At 63.4% G+C, this 26,122-nt stretch carries 23 protein-coding genes, 1 other RNA gene and 1 pseudogene; 9 read left to right on the plus strand and 16 right to left on the minus strand.

What is annotated here, in order from left to right:
- Positions 1 to 4 precede the first annotated feature (4 nt).
- On the minus strand, positions 5 to 913 hold the full coding sequence (gene miaA / locus EKH55_RS10285; protein WP_069461569.1) for a tRNA (adenosine(37)-N6)-dimethylallyltransferase MiaA: 909 nt from the start codon (positions 911 to 913) through the stop codon (positions 5 to 7).
- On the opposite strand from miaA, the gene serB reads away from it, so the two are divergent.
- Positions 912 to 1,799 carry a phosphoserine phosphatase SerB gene (gene serB, locus EKH55_RS10290; RefSeq protein ID WP_069461568.1) on the plus strand — a complete coding sequence of 296 codons (888 nt, stop codon included), beginning with the start codon at positions 912 to 914 and terminating at the stop codon, positions 1,797 to 1,799. The genes miaA and serB overlap by 2 nt on opposite strands.
- 121 nt (positions 1,800 to 1,920) lie before the next feature.
- On the opposite strand, the gene EKH55_RS10295 is transcribed toward serB, so the two are convergent.
- From EKH55_RS10295 to EKH55_RS10345, 11 genes are all read right to left on the minus strand, one after another.
- Positions 1,921 to 3,420 (minus strand): Do family serine endopeptidase, encoded by a 1,500-nt coding sequence (locus EKH55_RS10295; protein ID WP_069461567.1) that lies wholly within the window; start codon positions 3,418 to 3,420, stop codon positions 1,921 to 1,923.
- A 311-nt stretch (positions 3,421 to 3,731) separates the two neighbouring features.
- The gene (locus EKH55_RS10300; RefSeq protein WP_069461566.1) at positions 3,732 to 4,118 is read right to left on the minus strand and encodes an ACT domain-containing protein; all 387 of its coding nucleotides are present in this window, start codon (positions 4,116 to 4,118) and stop codon (positions 3,732 to 3,734) included.
- 6 nt (positions 4,119 to 4,124) lie between these two features.
- Positions 4,125 to 4,310 (minus strand): DUF2065 domain-containing protein, encoded by a 186-nt coding sequence (locus tag EKH55_RS10305; protein WP_069461565.1) that lies wholly within the window; start codon positions 4,308 to 4,310, stop codon positions 4,125 to 4,127.
- Between the two features lie 7 nt (positions 4,311 to 4,317).
- A complete protein-coding gene (gene hflC, locus EKH55_RS10310; protein ID WP_069461564.1) occupies positions 4,318 to 5,265 on the minus strand; it encodes a protease modulator HflC in 948 nt (315 codons plus the stop codon).
- Complete coding sequence (hflK, locus tag EKH55_RS10315; protein ID WP_069461563.1) at positions 5,262 to 6,344, minus strand: FtsH protease activity modulator HflK; 1,083 nt, start codon at positions 6,342 to 6,344, stop codon at positions 5,262 to 5,264. Before hflK ends, hflC begins: the two co-directional genes overlap by 4 nt.
- Before the next feature lie 195 nt (positions 6,345 to 6,539).
- Entirely contained in the window at positions 6,540 to 7,091 is a 552-nt protein-coding gene (locus EKH55_RS10320) for a dihydrofolate reductase (protein WP_151611467.1), read from the minus strand.
- Positions 7,084 to 7,689: a glutathione S-transferase family protein gene (locus tag EKH55_RS10325; RefSeq protein WP_151611978.1), complete on the minus strand. Its 606-nt coding sequence runs from the start codon at positions 7,687 to 7,689 to the stop codon at positions 7,084 to 7,086. The genes EKH55_RS10320 and EKH55_RS10325 overlap by 8 nt, the downstream gene beginning before the upstream one ends.
- Positions 7,690 to 7,773: 84 nt before the next feature.
- Entirely contained in the window at positions 7,774 to 8,568 is a 795-nt protein-coding gene (locus tag EKH55_RS10330; protein ID WP_069461561.1) for a thymidylate synthase, read from the minus strand.
- Between the two features lie 117 nt (positions 8,569 to 8,685).
- Positions 8,686 to 8,904, minus strand: a complete 219-nt coding sequence (locus EKH55_RS10335; protein WP_069461560.1) for a hypothetical protein — start codon at positions 8,902 to 8,904, stop codon at positions 8,686 to 8,688.
- A gap of 50 nt (positions 8,905 to 8,954) precedes the next feature.
- Positions 8,955 to 9,197: a hypothetical protein gene (locus EKH55_RS10340; RefSeq protein ID WP_069461559.1), complete on the minus strand. Its 243-nt coding sequence runs from the start codon at positions 9,195 to 9,197 to the stop codon at positions 8,955 to 8,957.
- A gap of 11 nt (positions 9,198 to 9,208) precedes the next feature.
- The gene (locus EKH55_RS10345) at positions 9,209 to 9,415 is read right to left on the minus strand and encodes a hypothetical protein (protein WP_106407973.1); all 207 of its coding nucleotides are present in this window, start codon (positions 9,413 to 9,415) and stop codon (positions 9,209 to 9,211) included.
- A gap of 360 nt (positions 9,416 to 9,775) precedes the next feature.
- Between EKH55_RS10345 and ssrA the strand changes: the two genes are divergently transcribed.
- The 4 genes from ssrA (at position 9,776) to EKH55_RS10365 (ending at position 11,477) form a co-directional block, all read left to right on the plus strand.
- Positions 9,776 to 10,142: a transfer-messenger RNA gene (gene ssrA, locus EKH55_RS10350) on the plus strand.
- A gap of 127 nt (positions 10,143 to 10,269) precedes the next feature.
- Positions 10,270 to 10,782, plus strand: coding sequence for an SspB family protein (locus tag EKH55_RS10355; protein ID WP_069461557.1), 513 nt, complete (start codon positions 10,270 to 10,272; stop codon positions 10,780 to 10,782).
- 15 nt (positions 10,783 to 10,797) lie between these two features.
- Positions 10,798 to 11,028, plus strand: a complete 231-nt coding sequence (locus tag EKH55_RS10360; RefSeq protein WP_069461556.1) for a DUF4169 family protein — start codon at positions 10,798 to 10,800, stop codon at positions 11,026 to 11,028.
- Between the two features lie 203 nt (positions 11,029 to 11,231).
- On the plus strand, positions 11,232 to 11,477 hold the full coding sequence (locus tag EKH55_RS10365) for a ribbon-helix-helix domain-containing protein (protein WP_069461555.1): 246 nt from the start codon (positions 11,232 to 11,234) through the stop codon (positions 11,475 to 11,477).
- Here the strand turns inward: EKH55_RS10365 and EKH55_RS10370 are convergent.
- Positions 11,464 to 15,219, minus strand: a complete 3,756-nt coding sequence (locus EKH55_RS10370; RefSeq protein ID WP_083265485.1) for an AsmA family protein — start codon at positions 15,217 to 15,219, stop codon at positions 11,464 to 11,466. The two genes, EKH55_RS10365 and EKH55_RS10370, sit on opposite strands and share 14 nt — an antisense overlap.
- 20 nt (positions 15,220 to 15,239) lie before the next feature.
- On the minus strand, positions 15,240 to 16,652 hold the full coding sequence (locus EKH55_RS10375; protein WP_069461554.1) for an FAD-binding oxidoreductase: 1,413 nt from the start codon (positions 16,650 to 16,652) through the stop codon (positions 15,240 to 15,242).
- A gap of 442 nt (positions 16,653 to 17,094) precedes the next feature.
- Here EKH55_RS10375 and EKH55_RS10380 point away from each other — a divergent pair, with 442 nt between their 5' ends.
- Positions 17,095 to 17,532, plus strand: coding sequence for an anthrone oxygenase family protein (locus EKH55_RS10380; RefSeq protein ID WP_069461553.1), 438 nt, complete (start codon positions 17,095 to 17,097; stop codon positions 17,530 to 17,532).
- A 9-nt stretch (positions 17,533 to 17,541) separates the two neighbouring features.
- Here EKH55_RS10380 and EKH55_RS10385 read toward each other — a convergent pair whose 3' ends face one another.
- Both EKH55_RS10385 and EKH55_RS10390 read right to left on the minus strand, forming a co-directional pair.
- Positions 17,542 to 20,700, minus strand: a complete 3,159-nt coding sequence (locus EKH55_RS10385) for an efflux RND transporter permease subunit (RefSeq protein ID WP_069461552.1) — start codon at positions 20,698 to 20,700, stop codon at positions 17,542 to 17,544.
- Complete coding sequence (locus tag EKH55_RS10390; RefSeq protein ID WP_069461551.1) at positions 20,697 to 21,905, minus strand: efflux RND transporter periplasmic adaptor subunit; 1,209 nt, start codon at positions 21,903 to 21,905, stop codon at positions 20,697 to 20,699. The genes EKH55_RS10385 and EKH55_RS10390 overlap by 4 nt, the downstream gene beginning before the upstream one ends.
- 294 nt (positions 21,906 to 22,199) lie before the next feature.
- On the opposite strand from EKH55_RS10390, the pseudogene EKH55_RS10395 reads away from it, so the two are divergent.
- From EKH55_RS10395 to EKH55_RS10405, 3 genes and pseudogenes are all read left to right on the plus strand, one after another.
- A pseudogene (locus EKH55_RS10395) lies at positions 22,200 to 23,004 on the plus strand (cyclase family protein).
- Positions 23,005 to 23,019: 15 nt separating this feature from the next.
- Complete coding sequence (locus EKH55_RS10400) at positions 23,020 to 23,430, plus strand: carboxymuconolactone decarboxylase family protein (RefSeq protein ID WP_069461549.1); 411 nt, start codon at positions 23,020 to 23,022, stop codon at positions 23,428 to 23,430.
- Between the two features lie 116 nt (positions 23,431 to 23,546).
- A complete protein-coding gene (locus EKH55_RS10405; protein WP_069461612.1) occupies positions 23,547 to 26,117 on the plus strand; it encodes an ATP-dependent helicase in 2,571 nt (856 codons plus the stop codon).
- Positions 26,118 to 26,122 lie beyond the last annotated feature (5 nt).

A 26,122-nucleotide genomic window follows, 5' to 3' on the forward strand; every position in this document is an offset into this window, starting at 1 on the left:
CGTATTACAGCGCATCCGCGTTCTCGACCCGTTGCCAGCTGTCGTCGAGCTGGTTGCGGAACCAGGTCATCTGGCGCTTGGCATACTGCCGTGTCACCGCCGCCCCGGTCTCCATCACCTGCGCCTCGCCCATCTCGCCCTTGAGCATCGCAGCAATCTGCTGGACGCCGATCGCCTTCATGACCGGCATGTCCGACGATAGCCCAAGCGCGAGCAGGGCCCGCACCTCGTCGACCGCGCCGCTTGCGAGCATCGTCACGAAGCGCCGGTCGATGCGGCTGTGCAATAGCGCGCGATCCGGAAGCACGACGATCTTCAGCGCTCGGCCGGGATCGACGATCACCGGACCACGGCCCTGTTGATAATGACGAATGGAATTGCCCGTCGCCTCGATCACCTCGAGCGCCCGGACGATGCGCTGTCCGTCCTCCGGCCGCAACTGGGCGGCGGTCTGCGGATCTCGCGCCGCAAGCTCGGCATGGAGCATCCCCCCACCCTCCGCCTTCAGCCGACCTCGCAGCCTTGTGCGGATTTCCGCCGGAACTTCCGGGATATCCGAGAGGCCTCCCGTCAGCGCCTTGAAATAGAGGCCCGTTCCGCCGACGAAGACGGGCAGCCGCCGTTCTTCGCGCAAACGCGCAACCAGCGCTTCCGCCTCGCGCAACCAGGCGCCGGTCGAATAGGGCTGCCCCGCCGGCACATGGCCATAGAGCAAATGCTCGATACCGCCCATCTCCGACTCGTCGGGACGCGCGGTCAGGATCTTCAGCGTGTCGTAGACCTGCATGCTGTCGGCGTTGACAACGACGCCGCCGTGCCGCCGGGCCAGCTTCACGGCAAGTGCGGACTTGCCGCTGGCGGTCGGCCCGGTTATCAGGATCGCGTCCATATCTTGCTCAAGGTTCTCCATCATGGCTCTCGTTGCCACGCTTGTCGCCAATCCGTCAAATCCCGTCCTGACGTCCGCATTGGCCGAGGCCGCGGCAGAGGCCGTCAAGGCGTCCGGCCTCTACTGGCTCGCCGACGGAATTGCCTGCGACATCGCGCTCATGGATGGCAGCGATGCGGAGGCGGCCGAGGCGCAGTTGCGCGCCGTGCTCGGCGATGCGAGCGTCGACGTCGCGGTGCAGGATGCCGAAAGCCGGCGCAAGAGATTTCTCATCGCCGACATGGATTCGACCATAATCGGCCAGGAATGTATCGACGAACTCGCAGCGGAAGTGGGCCTGAAGGAAAAGGTCGCCGCCATTACCGCACGCGCAATGAATGGCGAGATCGCCTTCGAACCGGCGCTGATCGAGCGCGTGGCGCTGCTCAAGGGCCTCCCCGCAGCGGTCATCGGCGAGGTAATCGCCAAGCGCATCACGCTGACGCCCGGCGGGCGGGAACTGATCGCCACGATGCGGGCGAAGGGACATTACACGGCACTTGTTTCCGGCGGCTTCACCGTTTTCACCGGCCCGATCGCCGAAAGGCTCGGCTTTCACGAAAACCGCGCCAATATCCTTCTCGAAGAAAACGGAAAGCTGACCGGCGAAGTGGCCCGGCCGATCCTCGGCAGGCAGGCGAAAGTCGATGCGCTGATCGACATCTCCGAACGGCTCGGCATCTCGACCGCGGACGCGATCGCCGTCGGCGACGGTGCCAACGATCTCGGCATGCTGCAGCTTGCCGGCAGCGGCGTTGCACTGCACGCCAAGCCCGTCGTCGCCGAACAGGCGCAGATCCGCATCGACCACGGCGACCTTACCGCTCTCCTTTATCTCCAGGGCTACCGCAAAACGGATTTCGTCACGTGATCCTCTACGCGATCACGGCCGACGATTGGGCGCGCCAACCCGGGTGGAAGGATTAGCACTCTCCAGCGCCGCCTGTGATCAAAGCGCAGCGCGCCGTGCGTGACAGAGAGGCAAGCGAGCCCTACTCCATGCGCACCGTGACGAAGCGCAATTCGCCGGACTTGTTGGCGATCATCAGCAACGCATTGCGCCGGCCGTCCGCTTTCAGAGCCTCGACGCGAGCCGTCACGTCTTCCGGCGTTGCCATTGCCTCCTGGCCGACTTCGACGATCACGTCCCCGGGCTCGAGACGGCGCTCGGCCGCGGGGGAGTTCGGCCTGACCTCGGTCACGACCACGCCCTCTATGGTCTCGGCGATGCCGAACGCCTTGCGGCGGTCTTCGTCGAGCACCGCGAGCTTCATGCCAAGCACCGCGTCGCTTGCAGGCAACGGTGCAGCCTGCGGGTCTTGAGGCTCCGTCCCTTGGCCCTCCGGCACCGTCACCGCCTTTGCCAGTTGCTCTCCATCTTCAAGCCTTCCGAGCGTGATGCGAACCGTCTGCTCCTTGCCCTCGCGAATGATCACCACATCGACCGCCTTGCCCACGGCGCTTTCGCCGACCGCGCGGATGAGATCTCGGGTTTCGGCGATATCCGCCCCGTCGAAGCGGGTGATGATGTCGCCGGCCTTGATTTCGCCATGGGCGATCGGGCCGCCTTCGATGATCCCGGAGACGAGCGCACCGTGCGGTCTTTCCATCTTCAGGCTTTCAGCGATGTCGTCACTCACCGGCTGAATGCGCACGCCAAGCCAGCCGCGCCGCGTCTCACCGAATTCCTTAAGCTGGTTGACGACATTGACCGCCAGTTCCGCCGGCACGGCAAAGCCGATACCCACCGACATGCCGGTCTGTGACAGGATCGCCGTATTGATGCCGATCACTTCGCCCTGCATGTTGAACAGCGGCCCGCCGGAATTACCGCGGTTTATCGCCGCATCGGTCTGGATGAAGTTGTCGTAAGGACCGGCATTGATGTTGCGGCCGCGGGCGGAAACCACGCCGACGGAGACGGAAACGCCGAGGCCGAACGGATTGCCCACGACCATCACCCAATCGCCAATTCTGATCTTGCGCGAATCGCCGAATGTGACGGCCTTGAGCGGCGTTTTGGGTTCGACCTTGAGCAGGGCGAGATCGGTCTTGGTATCCATGCCGACCAGCTTCGCCTTCAAGCTCGTGCCGTCGGAGAGATTGATCTCGATGTCGTCCGCGTCCTGGACGACGTGATTGTTGGTGACGATATAGCCTGCGGGATCGACGATGAATCCGGAGCCGAGGGAGTTGACCGTGCGCGGACGGGCACCGCCGCGCTGACCCTTGAAGAATTCATCGAAGAACTCCTGATGCGGCGAGCCCTCCGGCACCTGCGGCATCGGGGCATTGTCCTCGCTGGATTTCACGTTCTGCGAGATCGATATGTTGACGACGGCATCGAGGACCCCCTCCGCGAGATCAGCGACCGAGGGCGGCCCGATCGGCGGCCGCGGCATAGCCGTCTCGGCAAAGGCGCCGTTGGAAAGGATCAGTGCCGTCGCGGCCGCCAGCACCACGCTGCGGAAATATTCGGGTCGTTTGGACAAGTCGCTAGGCTCCCATCATTGCTTTTTGCGTCGCGTCGATCTGGACCCCTGCCCGGTCCTCGCATGTCGACTGCCACAGGCTAATTATACCGCCTTCTGCATGTCTCCTTAAATCGAATTCGACATAAGGACGAAGCCATGCTGCGGGCGAACCGCTGCAGCGACCTTGCGCGTCCGTGTAGGCCGCACGGCGTTGCAGGCGATGCGTAGCAGGCCCGCACGACAAATTCTTCGTCTGAACATACGGCGGAATTCCGGACCGTCCAGACACGATTTCCTGATCCGGCGCGCTAGCCCAGGGCCAGACTCCGTCAGGTGGTGATTTCGTGCCCGTACTCCTTCAGCGCCTGCAGCGCCTTTTCGAGATCGGATCCCGCAACGAAGACGTAATCGGTGCTGAAGGTCGAATTGGCAAAGACTCCGACCCCTGCGGACGTAAGCGGATCGAGAACGGCCGCCAGCACGCCCGGCACATCGAAGCTGAAATGCTGCTCGACGCGGAAACAGCGCCAGCCGAGCGAACTCTGAACGCTCGACGGAACGCGGGCGGCTCGACAGACGAGCGTCATCTCTTCGCGGGAACTTGAAACGGTCCAGAACCCCGGCCCGGGCAGCCACTCCGGAATAGCAGACCCGATGGTGAAACGGGTAATGGCATATTCGGCGTCGACCAACCGGATCAGCAGTTTATGTGGCATTTCGCATTATCCTCGAACCAACCAGACAAGTCCGACGCCCATGGCCACCGAAGCGACTCCGGCCAATCGGAGCTGATACTGCGGGACATACGGCAAACGCTTCGCCATTTCCACAAGAACCAAAGGGGCCAGTGCGTACACCAGCCCCTCGATGATCAGGAAAAATGCCAATCCGGTCAGAAAATCGGACATCGCCCGCTCAGTCAGCCGCCTCCGGGGCAGCCGATACTGCCGGTGCCGCCGGGGGCCTAGCCTCCGTCTGTTCTTGCGCAGTCGCGCTATTGAAGTAGCGGAAGAATTCCGACTGCGGCGACAGCAGCAAGGTCGTATCCGGACTGCCGATCGCCTGCGAATAGGCCGCCATCGAGCGGTAGAACTCAAAGAAGCCCGGGTCGCGCTGGAAGGCATCGGCAAAGATTTTCGTGCGCTCGCCCTCGCCTTCACCGCGAAGGATCTCCGAATCGCGCTGCGCTTCGGCAACGATCTCGACGACCTGCCGGTCGGCGATCGCGCGTCGGCGCTGGCCCTCTTCGTTACCGCGCGCGCGGATGAGCTCGGCCTCCGCCAGGCGCTCGGCCTTCATCCGCTCATAGGTCTGCTGGGAGACCTCCTGCGTCAGATCCGTGCGGCGGATGCGTACGTCTTCCAAGCTGAGGCCGAGCGATTCCGCATCGAGCCTGAGGTCGGCACGCACCTCGCGCATCATCGATGCGCGCTCGTCGGAGAGTGCTGCCTCGAAGCCCCTCAGACCGTAGACACGGCGCAACGATGCATCGAGACGGGTCCTCAGTCGCGCCTCGGCCGATTCCCGGTCGCCGGAAACCGTTTCGCGGAAGCGGCGAGGATCGGCGATCTTGTAGACCACGAAGGCGTCGACCTCGTAGAACTTGCCGCCCGAGACCTGCACGCGAATGTCGTCGAGATCGAAGCGAAGCGCCTGATCCGGAACGTACTGGACGCGGTCGGCGTCCATGAAAGCGAAGGGCAGCTTGAAATAGATGCCCGGCTCAGTCTTCACGGCGCGGATCTCACCGAAGCGCACGACGATGGCCTGCTGGCGTTCGTTGACGACGAAAACCGATGCGTAAGCGATGACCAGCACCGCGGCGAGCACGATGAGGACGATGGAACTGCGATTGTTGATCATTGCGTACCTCCCGACTGCGCGGGCCTGCCGAGTTCATTGAGCGGCAAATAGGGCAGGACGCCCTGGCTGTTCGCCTCGTCGAGGATGATCTTCCTGGACTTGCCGAGCACGCCCTGCATCGTCTCGAGATAGAGCCGCTTGCGGGTGACCTCGGGGGCCTTGGAATATTCATCGTGTACGGAGACGAAGCGCTGCGCCTCACCTTCCGCCTCCTTGACGACGCGGTCCTTGTAGGCTGCCGCCTCTTCGCGGATTTGCGCCGCCTGGCCGCGCGCGCGACCGAGCACCTGGTTGGCGTATTGGTTGGCTTCTTCTACGAAGCGGTCCTCGTCCTGTTCGGCGCGCTGCACCTCGTCGAAGGCATCCGCGACTTCGCGCGGCGGTGCTGCGTCCTCGATGGCGACCGTGTTCACGGAGACGCCAGCGCCGTAGCTGTCCATCGTCGCCTGGATCGTGTTGCGGACATCCGTCGCGATCGCCTGACGGTTATCGCGGAAGATATCCTGTGCCGGTCGCCTGCCGACGACTTCGCGCATTGCGCTTTCAGCCACCTGCTGCAGCGTGTCGACGGGATTTTCCACGTTGAAGAGGTAGGCTTTCGGATCGGTGACGGAGAACAGTACGGAAAACTGGACATTGACGATGTTCTGGTCGCTGCTCAACATCAGCCCCGAACTCGACTGGCCGCCGGCGCGGCTGCCGATATTCAATTGCTGTTCCGTGACCTTGGCATATTCGACGGTCTCGAACGGCCAGAAGTGATAATGCAGGCCCGGCATCGAGATTTCGTCCTTCGGCTTGCCGAAGCGCATCTCGACGCCGCGTTCGTCCGGCTGAACGGTGTAGATGGAATTGAGCAGGACAAATCCGACGATCAACAGGCCGGCGATCACGAAGATGCCGCCGTTGAAGCCGCCGGGCACGACATTCTTCAACTGATCCTGACCGCGCCGGATGATCTCCTCGAGATCCGGCGGCCCGCCTTTTCCGCCCCGCGGTCTGTTCCCCTGGCCCCACGGCCCTTGATTGCCGCCGCCGCCCCAAGGGCCGCCGCCGCCATTCTGATTGCTCCAGGGCATCAAAACCTCTCTTGAACGAAGACTTCTCAGATCGACCTCGCCGCCTCATGCGGCCGGTCAAAGATGTGACCCCGTTATAGGTATCGGATGCATTGCTTTCAACGCGATACGACCGAGTTCACCGTAAATGCGTTAAAATAAATGTCGCACCTGCGCAGGAGACGTGCCACGAGCGGAATCGGGCGCGCGCACCGGTCACCTCGCGGCAGCTCCGCCCTCCCTCTCGCGTCGCCGCCAGGTGACGAAATGCATCGCATGGCTGTCCTTCTCGCCGCGCGGAAGGTCTTCCTCGAATACTTTTTCAAAGATGGCGGCATCAATCGCCGGAAAGACCGTGTCCCCCTCCACTTCGGCCTGGACCTCGGTCACATGCAGCACATCGGCAATGCCGATCGACTGGCGGTAGACTTCGCCGCCGCCGATGATGCAAATCTCGTCGACACCCAGGGTCGCCGCATGGTCCCGCGCCCTGTCGAGCGCCGCCTCCAGCGAGGACGCGAGCTCGGCGCCTTGCGCCGCAAAATTGGGATCGCGGCTTATGACTATATTGGGACGCCCGGGCAAGGCGCGCCCGAGAGAGGCCCAGGTCTTGCGGCCCATCACCACGGGCTTGCCCATCGTCAGCGCCTTAAAGCGCTTGAGATCGGTCGAAAGCCGCCATGGCAGGTCCCCTTCGCGGCCGATGACACCATCCGCCGCGATCGCGACGACGATGACGATTTTCGGTTCGCTCTTGCCTTCAGTCATGGAACCCACTCGGCTTGCTGTCGATTTCGCGGGCCCGCAGAAGTGCGGGGCGGTCGGTCACCACGCGCACATAGCGGTCGATGACGTCGCTTTCCGGCAGGATCTTGCGCATCCACTGCAATGCGCTCGCGAGCAGCAGGTCGGCAGCGCTCATCCTGTCGCCGATTAGATAGGGCTGGCGGGTGAGCACGTCGATCACATGTGCGCACATTTCCGTATGGAGCCTCGCCAGCGCCGGATTATTGGCCGTCGAGCCGGAAACATGGGCGCTCGCCGCCGGCTCGATCACGCCCGCATAATAGGCAAGCCAGGACAGATAGGCGCCGCGGTCGGGATGGCCCGGCGACCGGCCAAGGCTGCAATCGGGGTGAAGATCCGTCAGATATTGCACGACGGCGACCGACTCCCATATCAGGGTTCCGTCATGCAGGAGGGCGGGCACCTGTTTGTGCGGGTGAGGATTGTTTTCGTCCGGCCCGCCCGAGCCGTCCCACCGCCGGATATCCACATAGCGGATTTCGTACTCGGCGCCGATTTCCTCCAGGAGCCAGATGATCCGCGAGGACCGTGACAGGGGCGCGTGAATCAGTGTCAACATCATAACCTCCGTATCCGCCGGATCGGCAGCCATCGAGAACGCCCGCCGTCGAACGAGCCGCCGACAGCGCTCGTCCGATTGCAGTCAGACCGCGACCGGCGCCTTGATGTGCGACTCGGCCTCGTAGCCGATCAGGCTAAAGTCCTCGAACCTGAAGGAAGACAGGTCCTTCACCGCCGGGTTTATTTCCATCCTGGGCAGCGGCTTCGGCGTGCGCGTCAGCTGCAGCCGCGCCTGGTCGAAATGATTGTGGTAGATATGCGCGTCGCCGAGCGTGTGCACGAAGTCGCCGGGCTCAAGCCCTGTCACCTGCGCCACCATCATCGTCAGCAGCGCATAGGAAGCAATGTTGAACGGCACGCCCAGGAAAATATCGCCGGAGCGCTGGTAAAGCTGACACGAAAGCTTGCCCTCCGCCACATAGAACTGGAACAGACAGTGACAGGGCGGTAGCGCCATCTCCTCGACAAGCGCAGGGTTCCAGGCCGAGACGATGTGCCGGCGTGAATTCGGGTTGGTCTTCAGCCCTTCGATCAGTCCGGCGATCTGGTCGATATGGCCGCCGTCCGGCGTCGGCCATGAGCGCCATTGATAGCCATAGACCGGCCCCAACTCACCATTTTCGTCCGCCCATTCGTCCCAGATGCTGACCCCGTTTTCCTTGAGATAGGCGATATTGGTGTCGCCTTTCAGGAACCAGAGAAGCTCGTGGATGATCGAGCGCAGATGCAGCTTTTTCGTCGTCAGCACCGGGAAACCTTGCGACAGGTCGAAGCGCATCTGGTGACCGAAGACCGAACGCGTGCCGGTGCCGGTCCGGTCGCCCCGGTCGCTGCCATTGCTCATCACATGATCGAGAAGCTCGAGATATTGCCGCATGGTCGCCCGCCGCCGATTCGTTGCCCTTCAAAATAGGGCGAAGTCCATGCGGAGCCAACGGGCAATCTGCTTTCCGGAAGCACTGATCCGTCAGGTCAGGGGCCCTGCCCGCCTCCATCATTTCGGGGGGCGTCTGTTGGCGGCGTGATCCTGATATTGATCGCTCTTCACCTTATTGCCGTCGAGGCCGCGCGCGTCCGAGTGCTGTTTCTTGTCGCGGTTGGCCAGGACCTCGTTTTCGCCGAGCGTGTCCTGCTGCAACTCGGTCTGCGCCCCACTTCCCGAGCCCTTGCCCTTGTCGGGCTTGCCGATGTTCTTCTTGCTGGCGTGAGCCATGGCCATCTCCTTTATGCTCGTGCGACGCGTCCGGCGAGAATGCCGGCCGCTCAGCCCCCCGAATCCTTGTGGTGCCTGCTCTCCTGATTTTCGCCTCTCAGAATGCTGCGCTCATTCTCCTCACGGGCATCGGCATGATCGGTGTCGAGACTTCGCCCTTTGCGTTGCGCCCGTCTGAGGGCCTCGGAGCGCTTCAGATCCGCCTCGGCATCGAAGTCCTTGCCCGCATTCGATGTGTCCTCGCGGCCCTCGATAATGCGCCGCTGTTGTTCATGCGTCTTCCTGCCGACCATGGTCGTCGCTCCTATTTGTTGGTTCGCCCGCGTCGGGCAGGATCTGCGCCGCCCTCACCCGTGGCGTCGTTCGCCACATCGCCTTCGACGGTACTGTCGCGCTTCAGGCGCTCATAGTCGGCAGGGCCTTTGATGCCCTTCGACTGGCCGATACCGGGGTCCTGTTTCAGGTCCTTGTCGCTCGGGCGCCGGGTCTTGGGATGTTTGGAGGTCATAATGGAACTGCCTCCTCTCGCTGTCGGACTTATCATCTCGGTGTTAACCGGGGTCGGCGCCTAAAGTTCCCCCGATGGCAGGCAGCGGCTGCGCCCTTGTGGCAGCGCATCCCGGAGCAGAGGTTCCGCTGCTCGTGAGAGAAGCCTTCTACGACCAGTTCCCCCCCCTCACCGGAGAAGGCAAGCCGCTCGCTCGACGGCTTCCTGGCGATCATCGCTGAGGGAATGAAGGGCGCCAGGCCGGTCAATCCGGCCCGACAGCGTTGGCGCCGCAGAGGAACGGCAGCCGGCTCCAGCGATCGGCGCGCGTCGCGAAAGACGCGCACCGGCTACCGTCAGATACCTGTCATATTCCCATCTGCCCCCCTTTTCTTGGGGCCTGGAAAGACCTATATCACGAGTGCCGTCCTCGGGCGGCTATGGCAATAAACGGGCGATGCAATAAACCCATTGGACCCGGGGGCGGTACCCGGCGCCTCCACCAAAAACCGGTCTCCGGAAGCACTCCGACCGGCTTTTGATGGGGGCGAAATAGGATCGACAAGGGTGTAAAGATCGACTTTTTGCTCGGCATTGTACCACCGTTATCGGGCTAAATTTATAGTTGCAAACGACAACTATGCTGAAGCACGTCTCGCTGCCTAACGGCGGTGCGGCACTTCAAATCAAGTCCTTCCGGGTAGCACCGTAAGGCGGGGTCCGAAGGCACCTGGCAACAGAAGCCTTCACCTTCTCCCCCGTGCTGAAATGGTCTATAGATGCCTCGATAATTGACTCGCCATAAACAGACGGGCAATGAAGCACGCAACGGCTGGACGATCGAGCCATGCCGCAGATTGAAGACAGACGGGGACCACATGGGCCAGGACCACATCCGCTACGATATACTGGCGCAGGACGCGCTTCGCGGCGTCATTCGTAAGGTATTGGCCGAAGTTGCCGCAACGGGTCACCTGCCCGGCGACCATCACTTCTTCATTACCTTCCTGACCGGCGCTCCCGGCGTTCGTGTTTCGCAACATCTCAGGGCGAAATATCCGGAACAAATGACCATCGTCGTCCAGCACCAGTTCTGGGACCTCAAGGTTTCGGAGACCGGCTTCGAAATCGGTCTTTCCTTTTCCGACACGCCCGAGAAGCTGGTGATTCCCTTCAACGCAATCCGCGGCTTCTATGACCCGTCGGTGAATTTCGAACTGGAGTTCGACGTCGCCGCCGGCGAGGAGGACGAGTCGGAACCGGCGGAGATCACTGCCTACCCGGTCGGCGAAACCGACGATGCCCCTGAGGCAAGCGCCGAAAAGACCGGCGAGGAGCAAAAGAGCGGCGGCTCTGTCGTGTCTCTCGATTCCTTCCGCAAGAAGAATTGAGCTGGGGCGCGGGAAATGGCCGGTGACGTCGTCAACCTACGTCAGTTTCGCAAGCGCCAGGCCCGCGCCGCGAGCGAGAAGCAAGCTGAACAGAACCGCATTTCCTTTGGCCGCACGAAGGCGGAAAAGTCCCTGACCAAAGCCCTGAACGAAAGGGCGTCGAAGTCGCTCGACCAGGGTCGGCTGGAGCCCACCTCGTCCGAGACGTCCGGGAAAGACGAACCCGAAGGAAATGAGCGGACTTAGTTTCAAAGAGATACAGCGACCTTGGCGCGTCTGACAAGACGCGCGGCGCTGTGGCATCGGTCCGAAAATCGGACCCCATTTTCGGAAAGTACACGGCGCTCGCGTACAAGCCGATTCCCCCGGAATTTGATTCTGCAGCAAGGACTTGGCTCGGCTTGCGGAATCGGATTGCGAAGGACTTGAATCAACCTGTGAGGCCACGAATGATCGGCAAGCATTCGGCGACGCTGCACGGACATCGCACCAGCTTCACCCTTGAAGATCCCTTTTGGCAGGAGCTGAAATCGATCGCGAAGAGCCGCGGCATTCCGCTGGCGCGGCTGATCGCCGAGATCGATGACAATCGCGCACCGGAGGGCAACCTCTCCTCCGCGATCCGGCTCTACGTGCTTGCCTGGGTCAAGGCGCGCGCCGAAGCGGCGGGCGTATCACGAGTTATTGAACCGTGATGTCGGGCAGCATCTCGAAATTGAGCCCTTGCCCCGCGGGCGGGCCCGCATTCTCGCCTGCGCCCGGCGGCAGCAGCACGCCGCCCCGCTGCACATCCTCGGTCGGCGCAGCGCGCGGCGGCGATGACGGCAGTTGCCGCGTGCGCAGACGCTCTTCCTCCGCAGCACGCCGTTCTTCCGCCGCCCGCGCTTCCGCCTCGGCCTTCATCCGCGCCGCCTCAGCTGCGGCGGCCTCGCGCCGGCGCTCCTCGATAATCGCCCGCCGCTGCTCGATCTCCCGCTTCTCCGCCTGCGCCTTGTAAAGCTGGACCTCCCGGCGCAGGCGCTGCTTCTCGAGCACGTTCGCCTGCAGCATCTCCACGCGCCGCCGCTCCCGCTCGTAAGCCCGGAGCGACAGGAAGTTCGCCAGATCGGTGACATCGAAGGAGACGCCGGGCGACGCCAGCAGGCCGGCATAATCGATACGCACCCGCGGTTCGGCACCCGCAAGCGCCTCGTCGCCCGGCCGGAATCCGAGCTCGATCGCGGCATTTATACGCCCGGCCGAAAGATCGATCGACGCATCGCCGCTAAGCTCCGCATGGCTGTCTGCGGCGGTGACGTTCTGCATCCTGATGATGCCGCCAGCCATGCTGAACGGCACCTCGATGCTTTCGACCACCGACTGCCCGCTGAAGATCTCTTCCTCGGCGACCTTGCGGATGCTGTCGGCCGAGATCTCCGTCTTTGTCGCATCGGCCGCCGCGATCAGTTGCGGCAACGCCGCCGTATTGATCCCGTTGAGCGTCACACCGCTGAAAACCGCCATTCCCGAGCCGCTCGCCGATTGCGCCATTGCCTGCGGCGTCGCACCCGAGGCTTCCATGGCCACGGCGAGATCGAATCGGCCTGTTGCCGCCGGCCCGTCCCGCAGCATCCATCCCGCCGCGCCCAAATCGCCGCCCTTGAGGTCGAAACGCGAACGCAGGAAGCCCGAACCATTGGCATTGCCGAGCTGCAGCCGCCCCGTAAGCTTGCCTCCCAGCCAGTCACCGATTGCCTCGCTGAGCGCCAGTTCCTCGCCTTTCCATTCGAGCTTTCCACTGAAGTCGGTCACGGCGTCGTAGACGCCTGGCCAGAAATGCTTCGCCTTGACGTTGACGTCAACGTCGAGGTTCGTCCAGTCCGGCTGCGCAACCGGGGCCGTCGACAATTCGCCCGTGGCGGCATCCTGCACCTGACCGAGGATCGCCTCGCCCATCCAGCCGAAATCGAGCGTATCGAGTGCGAGTTCGCCCTGCGCCTTGCCCGGCACCCTGCGGTCGATCGACAAGGCACCGGCAAAGCCGTTGCTGTCGGCCTTGCCCTTGATGTCCAAAAGCGTGACTCGCTCGGGGTCGGACGTGATTTCCGCCGACAGGGTCATGGGAAGGCCGCTTCCCATCTGTGGCAGGGCAATCCCCTGAAGCAGGAGGTATGGCTCGAGATCCTGGGTCTGCAGCGTTAGCTTCCCCTGCCCTTCGAAGAAATGATCGCGGGAGAGATCGACGGTGCCCTTGGCGGCAAGCGACGTCCTTTCCGTGGTGAAGGTCAGCGTACCGTTAGCCTTGGTGTCGTCTCCGCCCTGCAGCTTCACCGAAAGGATGCCATTGGCGTCCGCGTCGAAGGGCAGCGGATCGAGACCCGCCTGACCGAGAAGGACCGGCGTCCTCGGATTTTCCAGCGTAGCCTCGAGCAGCATGTTCCTGCCGGCAAGCGCCTGGGCGACGTCCGGCGCCTGATAGCTCGCGGCGATCTTGCTGCCGTTCGCCGTGCCGATCACACCGAAGGTAACCGGCGCATCACCTTCCTTGCTCCCGGCGGTGAGTGTCACGTCGAGGGCCGCATCGGCGAAATAGGGGCCAGCCTCGATCAGCCGGCGCAACGCCGGATGGGCCGCCATATGCCGCCCGATCATTTGCAGGAAAGGCGTCATTTCCTCGGCAGCGAGCTTCATCTTTGCCGAAATCACCGGCTTTTCGAGGCCGCCGCTCATCCGGCCGGAAAAGGCGAGTTTTGCACCGGAAAGCGCTCCGATCGCCACCCGCTCGGCCTGCAGCTGACCGTTTTTCAGCGTCAGGACCGCCTGGACATCCTCAGCCTCCTCCCCGAAAGCGGAAAACCTCTCGGCGGAGAATTCGGCGGCGATCGCATGCGTGAGCAGCGTTCCCGTCGACGCGTCGCCGGCGACGAGGCCAGCGAGCGCCTGCAGTGACTCCAGGTCTATTTGGTTGCCCTTGAGTTGCAGCGACAGCGACGGCTGCTGCTCAGGGAAGGACAGACGTTCGATCCTGCCCTTCAACGTCGCGGGACCCGCTGCCACCTCGAGGTTCTCGAACTGCTGAAGGGTATCCGTGAGATTCACGGTCGCTGCGAAGCCTGCCGTCTTCAGCTTGCGAATGGCGGGATCAACCGATCCCGCCAGCCAATTGGCGAGCCCCGACGGCTGGTTCGAAGCCATCACGATATCGCCGCGGAAGGCGCGCTCATCCTGGAGGTTCAACCGCCCCTTCGCCTCCAGTTGCGTGCGACCCGGCAGAAGCGCCACGGCATTGTCGATGATCCATCCCGCGCCGTCCGGCTTGACGTCGAGACGCACGTCGCGAACGGTGGTGTCGCCGATGACGATCGCCGGGAGTCTGAGGCTGGCGCGGCCGGGCACCTGCGGGATCGGAATATCGGCGGCGAACGCCATCATCGCTTCGATTCGCTGGCGGAGCGATACCGCCGGGTCGCGGTCGGTCTTGCCATTGCGCCCGGAACTGCCGATCCGACTGACATCGATCTGCTGCCCGTCGGCGACGAGGAGGAATTTCTGCTCCTTGCCGGTATCGAGCGTCGCCTCGCCGGTGACGATATAAGGATCATCCGGCGGTCCTATCTCGAAACGGTATTCCGGCACCCGGATGCTTTCATTGGTCAGCTGAAAATCACCGTTGATCCGCAGCCCGCCACCCGCCTTGACCTCGGCCGCCTCGCCGGCTTGGCGGTTTTCCGTCAGCGTGAAACGGCCGGCATAGACCGGTTTGAGATCGACGATCTTGAGCTCGCCGTCGAGCTCGACCCCGAAGGGCCGTTCATCCGGCGTCAGCTTTGCCCTGAGGCTCAGCACGCCTCTCTCGTCCACTTCATTCGTCGAAAAGGAGAAGCTGCCCGCCTCGCCGTCGAGCACCGCTTCACCTTCTATCTTCCAGGGCCCTGCGAGCGTGCGCGCAGAAAGATCGGCCGAAAGGTCGGTCACCCGGCGCGTGCGTCCGGTTTGCTCGTCCATGAACTCGATTTCGCCGTCGGCGATCTCGATCTTCTCCAGTATCACCGTCCTCGCCGGGATCTCCGACCGCAGGCCACGCGCCCAATCGAGCGTGCCGTCGGGCTGCAGGCGGATACGCGCCTTGGGCCGGTCGAGCCGCATGTCGTAAATCAACGCCTCACCGCTCAGGAAAGGCGCAAGCTCGGCGCTCATTGAGAAATGTTCGACCCGGACCAGCGGCTCGCCGCCGTCCGTCGGCCCGACGCGCACGTCATTGAGCGTAACCGTGGGGAAGGGAATGAGCCGAGCGTCGACGCTGCCATGCACCACGACGGGCTTGCCCATGATTCGGCTTGCCTCGCGCTCGAAATCGGCGCGGAAATTGGTCCAGTCAATGAACAGGGGTGCGATCAGCGCCGCGAACAGCGCGACGACCAAAAGGCCGCCAATGATTACGAAAATGCGCGCCAGCACCGTGTCATATTCCCATCTGCTCAGGCTCGGGCAAAAATCTTGCCCGGATTGAAGATATTGTCCGGATCCAGCGCATGCTTGATCTGCCTCATCAGATCCACCGCCTCGCCGAGCTCGGTCTCGAGGAACGGCATTTTGCCCTGGCCTATCCCGTGTTCCCCGGTACAAGTACCATCCATTGCCAGGGCGCGGCTATTCAGCCGTTCGATGAACGCCTCGACCCGCTCTACATCATCAGCGTCCTTATCGTCGAAAACCACGCCCACGTGGAAATTACCGTCGCCGACATGGCCGACGATCGGTGCAATCAAGGCGTTCGCGGCAATATCCTCGTGCGTCGCCGCCACGCAGTCGGCAAGACGCGAGATCGGCACGCAGACATCGGTCGCCAGGATGGCGGCGCCGGGCTTCAGGCTCTTCTGCGCCCAATAGGCATTGTGCCGCGCTTTCCAGAGCCGTGCCCGCTCCTCCGGTTTTGTCGTCCAGACGAAGCCCTTAGACCCGAATTCCGACGCTATTTCGGCGAAGTGGCGCGATTGCAGCGCGACGCTCTCGGCGCTGCCATGAAACTCGACGAAAAGCGTCGGTGTCTCCTCGTAGCTCAAGCCGGAATAGACATTGCAGGCCTTCATCTGCAGCGCGTCGAGCAGCTCGATCCGCGCCACGGGAATGCCGGACTGGATCGTCAGGATGACGGCATTGCAGGCATCCGCTACCGTCCGGAACGGGCACACGCCGCCGGAAATCACCTCCGGAATGCCGTTGAGGCGCAGCGTGATCGAAGTGATGATGCCGAGCGTGCCTTCAGCCCCGACGAAAAGCCGCGTCAGATCGTAGCCGGACGAGGACTTGCGCGCGCGGTGTCCGGTTCGGATCTCGCGCCCGCCGGCAACCACGGCCGTCACCGCAAGCACATTTTCCCGCATCGTGCCATAACGTACCGCATTGGTGCCTGAGGCACGCGTCGATGCCATGCCGCCGATCGAGGCATTCGCACCGGGATCGATCGGGAAGAAAAGCCCGGTGTCGCGCAGAAAGGTGTTCAGTTCCTCGCGCGTCACTCCCGGCTCGACCGTGCAGTCGAGATCCTCGGGATTGACCTCGATGACGCGATTCATGCGCGACATGTCGACCGATATGCCGCCATGCGGGGCATTGATATGGCCCTCGAGCGAGGAACCGGCCCCGAAGGCGATGAGCGGCACGCGATGGGCCGAGGCGATCTTCACGATCTCGCTCACCTCGACGGCATTTTCGGGAAAGACGACCGCATCCGGCAATTGCGCCGGAATATAGGTCGTCGTGTGAGCGTGCTGGGCGCGGACGGCGTCTCCTGTCTGGAACCGTTCACCGAAGCGGGCGCCGAGGAGCGTCTTGACGGCCGCGATCCCGATATCGTTTCTTGCGCCCTGCTTGATCGCCTTCAACGCCACGCGACTTTCCTTCCCACCAAACTCCGACAAACGCAAAAACGTCTGTGCGAGCGGCTTCGCAAAGTATCCTCAATTCGACGCGGAATTAAGGAGGCCGGACAATAAGTCTCCGCGCCGCTTCCGATTATCGCCGCCGCCATTTTCGACCGTTCCAGCCTTGTCGCCGCCACGCCGCATGGGCTGGAAGCGCTTTCATTTCAATGCGCTACTGTGCAAATCGGAATCGATTTGTCCAGAAGTTCAAGCCAATTCTCGCAATGCCGGCATCGAAATCGTCCGCGCTGATACCGGCTTGTCACAAGTTGCAGCGGAAGGACCGCCAGCGCTGCCCGCCCTGTGGCGCAAAATCGCGGTCCATCCCAGAAGACATGCGGTACGCCAAAGATGCAGCTTTTGTTTGCGGTTCCATGGGGTATCATGTCCGAAAACGGGAGACCTTACCATGTTCGGCCTGCTCGCTTTGCTCACCGCTTCCGTCTTCTTCGGCGCCGCCATCTACATCAACATCGCCGAGCAACCGGCAAGGCTTCGCCTCGATCACCGGTCCGCGCTTGCCGAATGGGGCCCGGCCTATCGCCGGGGCTTCGAGATGCAGGCTTCACTTGCGATCCTGTCCGGCCTGCTGGGCGCCGCGGCCTGGTGGCAGACCGGCAACGCGCTCTGGGGTCTCGGTGCGGCCGTCATCATCATGAACTGGCCCTACACGCTTTATTTCATCATGCCGATCAACAAGCGCCTGGAGACGACGCCGGCAGACCAGGCGAGCGGCGAAACCCGCGAACTGATCACCCGCTGGGGCAAGCTCCATGCCGGGCGCAGCACTCTCGGCGCCGTCGCTGCAGTCATTTACCTCGCCGCCGCCTATGCGATGACAGGCTGAAGCCACCGCTCAACCGGCCTTGGGTGCCTTTTCGAGCAGGGCCGCCGCATCCATCTCCTCGTGCAGTTTGCGCTCTTCATCCGCATGCGGTCTGGTGAAGCGGGCGATCACGAGATAGGCAACGGGTGTCAGATAAAGCGTAACGACCGCCGCAAGACCCAGGCCGCCGACGAGGACCCAGCCGAGGGCCGTGCGGGCTTCCGCCCCGGCGCCGCTTGCGAGCACCAGCGGCACGGCGCCGACGACGGTCGCGATCATGGTCATCATCACCGGCCTCAAACGAATATTGGCCGCATCCTCGATGGCGCTGCGCACGTCCTGTCCGCGGTCACGCAGCTGATTGGCAAATTCGACGATCAGTATGCCGTTCTTCGCCATGATGCCGACGAGCATGACGAGCCCGATCTGGCTGTAGATGTTCAGCGTATTGCCGGTCATGATCATCGCGAAGACGGCGCAGGCAAGCCCGAGCGGCACCGTCGACATGATGATGATGCCGCTGACGAAGCTCTCGAATTGCGCCGCCAGCACCAGGAAGATGATCACGATCGCAAAGCCGAAGGTGATGAAGAGGCCGCTGGCGTTCTCGTCGAGCGTGGCCGCCTCCGCAAGCGGCATCAGCCGCGAGCCGGGCGGCATGAGCGGCTCGGCCATTTGCTCCACCATCGACAGGGCTTCCCCGAGCGCCAGGTCGTCTTTCAGCCCGGCCGAGAGCGAGACTGAACGCAGTTGGCTCTCGCGCGAGAGCTGCGGCGCCACGGCCTTCTCCTCGACCGTCGCGATCGTCGACATCGGGACGATCCGGCCGTCACCTGTCTTGACGAAGATGTTCTGCAGATCCGTCGGATCGTTGAGCGGCGCCGTCGAGGAGAGCAGCTTGACCGGATAGGACTCGCCCTCTACGAAGATGTCGACGACACTGCTGCCATCGAGCATGGCCTGCAGCGCCCAGGCCAGGCCGCCGATGTCGACGCCGAGGTCGGAGGCCCGCTCGCGATCGATCGTCACCGACAATTGCGCCTGGTTGGCCTCATAGTTCAGCCGCACGTTCTCAAACCGGCCGCTATCCTCGATCGCGCGCACCAGTTTCGCCGCCGCGTCGCCGAGTTTCGTATAGTCATTGCCGACCAGCGCCACCTGAAGGCCGCTGCCGGCGCCGCGAATGCCGAGGCTGTTCGACTGGATCGTGAAGGCGCGGACGGATGGTATGGCGGCGGTCGCCTTGTTGATGTCGGCAACAATCTCCTGCTGCGTGCGCTCGCGACCCTCCCAGGGCGTCAGTCTCAGGACCATGAACCCGTTATTGGCTGAACCGCCCTGTCCGGAAATCGAGAATACATTGCTGACCTCGCCCGATTTCATCAGCGGCTGCAGCGCATCCTCGATCCGCCGCATCTGCGCCTGCGTGTATTCGAGCGACACCCCCTGGGGCGCATTGACCCTGAGCATCACCAGCGAGCGGTCCTCGTTCGGCGTCAGTTCCGATTTCAGTGTCAGGAAACCGGTGGCGCCCGCCGCGGTGAAGAAGGCGGCCACGACGAAGACGACGAGCGGCGCGTTGAGGCAGGACCGCAGCGTTGCCCGGTAGAAGGCGGAAGCGCGCGCGCCGAAGCGGCGCATGAAGCCGTGATGGGCATGCGCCTCGGTCGTCAGCATGCGCGAAGCCAGCATCGGGCAGAGCGTCAGCGAGACGAAGGACGACAGGAGCACGGCAAAGGCAAGCACGAAACCGAACTCGCGGAAAAGCCCGCCGGTCTGCCCCGGCAGGAAGGAGAGCGGCACGAAAACAGCCGCAAGCGTCGCGGTGGTCGCGAGAACCGCGAAGAAGACCTCGAGCGTGCCGTGCACGGCCGCCGCCCGCGGCCCAAGCCCGCCGGCCCTGCGGCGCACGATGTTCTCGAGCACGACGATGGCATCGTCGACCACAAGGCCGGTGGCGAGCACGATCGCAAGCAGCGTCAGGATATTAATCGAAAAGCCGGCGAGATAAATCGCCGCGAGCGTTCCGATCAGCGCGATCGGCATGGTGATGGTCGGGATCAGCGTCGCCCGCCAGTCGAGCAGGAAAAGATAGATGACGAGGGTGACGATGGAGACCGCAACCATGAGCGCGATCTCCACCTCGTGGATCGCACCATTGATGAAGACCGCGTCGTCACTCGTCACCTGCAACTCGGTTCCCTGCGGCAGAATATCCGAGGAGATCGTATCGACCACCTTGCGCACGCCTTCGGAAATGTCGACGGTGTTGGATTGCGCCTGGCGGATGATGCCGAGGCCGATGCCCTGGCGACCGTTGGAACGCAGGGCCGAGGTGCCCGTATCCGGACCCAGCGTTACCGTCGCCACGTCGCCGAGCCTGACATTGTTGCCAAGCATCAGGTTTTCGAATTGCGCAGGCGTCTGCACGTCGGCCGTTGCCCGGACCGAGATGTCTTGGCTCGAACTCGTCAGCGACCCCGCCGGCACGTCATAGGAAGCGTTGGCGAGCGCCTCGCGCAGGTTGGCGACGGTGATGCCGCGCCCGGCGAGCTTGGCCTGATTCAGGTCGATGCGGAAGATCTTCTCCTGCTCGCCATAGACCGTGACATCGGCAACGCCCTCCACCGCCGCCAGCCGGTCGCTGATCTCGTTCTCGACCAGGAGCGTCATGTCTTCCATCGACATCGCGTCGGAGGTCAGCGCCAGGCGCATGATCGGCTGGCTGTCCGAATCCGCTTTCACGATCCGCGGCTCCTCCGCGTCGTCCGGCAGCCGGTTGGTGACGCGGCCCAGTGCGTCGCGCACGTCGTTGGCGGCCTGGCCGATATCGGTCGTGTCGGAGAAGTCGAGCGTGACGCGGCTGCGGCCGAAGGAAGACGTCGACGAAATGCCCTTGATGCCTTGAACGCGCGAAACGGCGCCTTCGACGACCGAGGTGACCTCTCGATCGATCGTTTCGGGAGACGCTCCTTCGAATTCGGTCGTTACCGAAATGACGGGCTGGTCGACCTGGGGCAATTCGCGAATTTCGATGCCGTTCCAGGCGGCGAGACCTGCCACGACGATCAGCATGTTGACGACGAGCGCGAAAATCGGACGGCGGATGAAAAGCGCGGTGAAGCCGGTCTTGCCGCCCTCTCCCGCGGCTGGCAATCCTCCCCGATGACCGCCGAAGCCGATGTTCATTGCGCGTCTCCCGCCACCTTCTGCTCCGGCTCGGCACGCGGCTCCCCGGCGATGCGCACCGTGCCACCTTCGCGCAGCCGCTGCACGCCTTCCGTTACGACACGGTCGCCCTCGGAAATCCCGGCCTCGACAAGAACCGTGTCCGGATTGCGCTGGATGATCTTGATCGGCACGCGCTCGCTCTTGTCGCCTTGGATCCGCCAGACATAGGCTCCTTCCGAGCTCCATTGGATCGCCAGCGGGTCGACGGTCGGATAGCGATCGCCATCGAAAGCCATGGTGACCGAGAAGGACATTCCGGCGCGCAGCATGTCGTCGGGATTTTCGATCCGCGCCCGCACGCGAAGCGTGCGGCTCGTCTGGTCGAGGCGGTTGTCGATCGCATGAATGGCGCCGTCGAGCGAACGGCCGGGCTGGGCGATCGCGTTCGCGGTCACCGGCTGGCCGACGTAGATCCTGCTGGCGAAACGTTCCGGCACCCAGAAGTCAACGAGGATCTCGGAGCGGTCGTCGACGACGGCAATCGGCGTCGAAGTGGTGACGTAATCGCCAACATTGACCGTGATGATACCGACTATCCCCTTCGACGGGGCAACGATGTCGCGCCGCTTGAGATCGAGTTCCGCCGTGTTCAGCGCCAGTTCGGCCGCCTGCAGCGCGATCTCCGCGTCGCGCACCTCGACCGCCGTGACGACACGGGCGCTGCCGAGATTGCGATAGCGCTCGACCTTTTCCTGGGCGCTGTCGCGGGCCAGCCGGGCCTGTTCGGCGGCGATCGTCTGATCGTCCCTGTCGAGCCGCGCGATCACCTGGCCAGCCTCGATCCGGTCGCCGGACCGGACGAGAATTTCTGTGAGGTTGCCCGTTGCCGTCGGCGTCACCGTGACGGATTGGATTGCTTCGCCGCTGCCTATGACGTTCAGCCTATTGTTGACGACTGCGGTCTCAGCGGGCTTGACCACCACCAGCGCCGCCCCGCCCGCGCCACCGCGTCCGCCCTGGCCGCGCCCGCGATTGCCCTCGCCGCCCCTTCCCTCGCCGCCCCTTCCCTCGCCGCCTTGCGAGCGCGATAGCGCATCGAGGAGAGGATGTGAAACGCCGATCGCCGCCAGCGTTTCCCCGGCACCGGGGGCAAAGCGTATCCAGGCGGCGCCGCCGACGACGAGAACGACGAGGCTGACCGCCAGTTGCTTCCAAAAGCGCATCCATGTCTCCGATTTGAGGTGCACGCGGCGGCGCGGCGCGCACCGGGAGGAACGTTCCGAGTTGTCGCGAGTATGATTGTTCGCCCGCCCGCGGGCAATCTCGGAACGCCATCATTACGCAATTGTAATGAAAGCAGAATTTGTTGGCCGCATGATGGCGCTTTCCGCAACCGGAAAAGACATTGGCCACCCTGGAAAACCATTGTTTACAGCAGCCACGGCTTAGCTATCCTGCTGCTCGGACTGCGGCATCTTCAATCAGGTTTTCAACGCTCAAACCGGGGAGCAGGGGCAATGTGCGATGCATGCGTCATTCAATCGGTAAAGGAGCGGATGCTTTCGCGGCGAGACTTCTTCCGCGCGGCAGCGGTCGGCACGGCTGGGATTGCCGCCGCAAGCATTGGGGCCGCGCCGCCGGCGCTTGCCGAAGGCCACGCCAGCGTCACGGATCTTACGCATGAGCTTCACGAGGAGTTCCCGACCTTTTTCGGTCAGCAGCAATTTTTCCGTCGCCGAACACAAATTCAACCTGTTCGAGCTGCGCGTCAACGAGCACACAGGAACCCATGTGGATGCGCCGCTGCATTTCTCGGCCGACGGGCTATCCGTTGCCGAACTGCCCGTCGAAAAGCTCGTTGTGCCGCTCTGCGTCGTCGACATCCGAAACAAGGCCGCGGCGGATCCGGATGCCCAGGTGACACCGGAGGACATCAAGTCCTGGATCGCTGCCAATGGCGAGATCCCGGATAACGCCTGTGTAGCGATGCTGTCCGGCTGGGCCGATCATGTCGGCACGGACAAATTCCGCAATGCGGATTCCGCAGGTAAACTGCACTTCCCCGGATTCCACGTCGAGACCGCCAAATTCCTGCTGGAGGAAACGCAGGCCGCCGGCATCGCAGTCGACACGCTTTCGCTCGACCATGGGATTTCACCGGATTTTGCCACACACCACGCCTGGCTTCCCGAGGGCCGCTGGGGACTCGAGGCTGCCGCCAATCTCGACAAGATGCCGGCGAAGGGCGCCACCCTCGTCCTCGGCGCCCCGAAGCACCGCGGCGGCACCGGCGGTCCGGCACGCGTCTTCGCACTCGTCTGATCGGAGGATTACCGCATGAGCACCGTCGCGCCGCCACCCGATCCCGAAGCCGATCCGCGCGTCAGGGCGGTATTCGACGACATCCGCGCAACGCGCAAATCGAATTTCATCAACAATATGTGGCACTGGCTTGCCTTCGACCCGGACTTGCTGGAGCGCACCTGGGCAGAGGTGAAGGCGGTGATGGCGACGCCCTCGGCTCTCGACCTGCTGGTCAAGGAGATGCTTTACATCGCCGTTTCCGTCACCAATGGCTGCGGCTATTGCATCCATTCCCATACTGCGTCAGCCAAGGCGAAGGGCATGACGGACGCGCAGCACGCCGATCTTCTCATGGTGATCGCGCTTGCCGCCAAGACCAATCAGCTCGCGACCGCGCTGCAGGTGCCGGTCGATCCGGCCTTCGACGCCAGGGGCGAACAATGATGCGCGCGGTGAAAAGGCTAGTCTTTCCACAGTCTTGCTGAGCCCGGCAGAGAACCCGGAATAAAAGAGGAACATCCTTTCTGGCCTTTCGGTCCCGAATCACTACATTGGGCCGCATGAGCAAAGGTTTCGACGACATCCCCTTCTTCGACGAGGAGCCGGCACCGCGCAAACCCGCCTCCGCCACGGGCGGGATCGCGGCGCGTGCCATGGCGGCCCGCGACAGGTCCAAGCGTCCGGATTATCTTTCCGGTCTCAATCCGGAGCAGGCGGACGCCGTCGAAACCCTCGAGGGGCCCGTATTGGTGCTCGCGGGTGCCGGCACCGGCAAGACGCGCGTGCTGACGACCCGCATTGCCCATATCCTCTCCACCGGCCGCGCCTACCCATCGCAGATCCTCGCCGTCACCTTCACCAACAAGGCCGCGCGCGAGATGAAGGAGAGGATCGGCGTGCTCGTCGGCCATGCGGTCGAGGGCATGCCCTGGCTCGGCACCTTCCACTCGATCGGCGTCAAGCTCCTGCGCCGCCATGCCGAACTGGTGGGCTTGAGATCCGATTTCACCATTCTTGACACCGACGACGTGGTGCGCCTCATCAAGCAGCTGATCCAGGCGGAAGGCCTCGACGACAAGCGCTGGCCGGCCAAGCAGTTCGCGGGCATGATCGACGGCTGGAAGAACAAGGGCCTCGACCCTTCGCATATCCCCGAGGGCGACGCCCGCGCCTTTGCCAACGGCAAGGGCCGCGAGCTCTACGCCGCCTACCAGAACCGGCTTCTGACGCTGAACGCTTGCGACTTCGGCGACCTGCTGCTGCATCCGATCCGGATGTTCCGCGCCAATCCGGATGTGCTCAAGGAGTATCACGACAGGTTCCGCTACATCCTCGTCGACGAGTACCAGGACACCAATACGGCGCAGTACATGTGGCTCAGGCTCCTGGCGCAGCGGCCCCGGTCTTCCGAGCGATCTGGCACCGGAAATCCGGGCGGAGCCCGGCAAGGCCAAGCGGCCGTCGCGCCTGATGGCGCGCCCCTGCGGAGCGAGCCGCGCAGCGGCGACAGCGTGAGCGCGAATAAACCCATACAACAAATCAATCTCTGCTGCGTCGGCGACGACGATCAGTCGATCTATGGCTGGCGCGGGGCGGAGGTCGACAACATCCTGCGCTTCGAAAAGGACTTTCCCGGCGCCAAGGTCATCAAGCTGGAGCGCAATTACCGCTCGACCGAGCACATTCTCGGCGCCGCGTCGCATCTGATAGCCCACAATGAAGGCCGCCTGGGCAAGACGCTATTCACCGAGCGCAGCCATCCGGACGACGAGAAGGTGCATGTGCACGCCGCCTGGGACTCCGAGGAAGAGGCCCGCGCGGTCGGCGAGGAGATCGAGCAGCTCCAGCGGGGCAAGCACAATCTGAACGACATGGCGATCCTGGTGCGCGCCTCGTTCCAGATGCGCGAGTTCGAAGACCGCTTCGTCACCCTCGGCCTCAACTATCGCGTCATCGGCGGCCCGCGCTTCTATGAGCGGCTCGAGATTCGCGATGCCATGGCCTATTTCCGCCTGGTCTGCCAGCCGGCCGACGACCTCGCCTTCGAACGCATCATCAACACGCCGAAGCGTGGGCTTGGCGAAACCACCGTGCGCACGCTGCACGACTATGCGCGCAGCCGCGACATTCCGATGCTCGCCGCCGCAAGCGAGATCATCGAGACGGACGAACTGAAGCCGAAGGCGCGCAAGGCCCTCTTCGACGTCGTCACCGATTTCCGCCGCTGGCAGACGCTGCTCGAGACGACCCTGCATACGGAGCTTGCCGAGAAAATCCTCGACGAGAGCGGCTATACGGCGATGTGGCAGGCGGACAAGTCGGCCGAAGCTCCCGGGCGCCTCGAAAACCTGAAGGAACTCATCCGCTCGATGGAGGCGTTCGAATCGATGCGCGGCTTTCTGGAGCATGTCGCGCTGGTGATGGATGCCGAGCAGAACGAGGACATGGATGCCGTCTCGATCATGACGCTGCATTCGGCCAAGGGCCTGGAATTCGACACGGTATTCCTGCCGGGTTGGGAGGAAGGGCTCTTTCCGCACCAGCGCGCGCTCGACGAGGGCGGCCGCGCCGGCCTCGAGGAGGAACGCCGCCTCGCCTATGTCGGCATCACCCGCGCCAAGCGCCGCTGCCATATCTGGTTCGTCTCGAACCGCCGCATCCATGGGCTCTGGCAATCCACCATGCCGTCGCGCTTCCTCGACGAACTGCCGATCGACCATGTGGAAGTGGCCGAGCAGGAAGCTTCCTATGGTGGCTATGGCCGCGGTGGCTACGGCCAGTCGCGCTTCGACAAGGCCGATCCCTTCGAGAACAGCTACCAGACACCCGGCTGGAAGCGCGCCCAGCAGCACCGCTCGGATGCCACCCGCGACAATTGGGGCACCCGCTCCGGCCACGCCGTCGAGCGCATCGGCTACGGCGAATCCGGACCGCGCACCCGCACCATCGAGGGCGAGCTCGTCGCCAAGTCGACGACTGCGGAACCCTCCCGCTTCCAGGTCGGCGACCGCGTCTTCCACCTGAAATTCGGCAACGGCAACATCGCCGCCGTCGAAGGCAACAAGCTGACGATCGACTTCGACCGGGCGGGACAGAAACGGGTACTGGACGGATTTGTGGAAAGGGTGTGAGCCCC

It is taken from the genome of Sinorhizobium alkalisoli, from assembly GCF_008932245.1.
Taxonomy (GTDB): Bacteria; Pseudomonadota; Alphaproteobacteria; order Rhizobiales; family Rhizobiaceae; genus Sinorhizobium; species Sinorhizobium alkalisoli.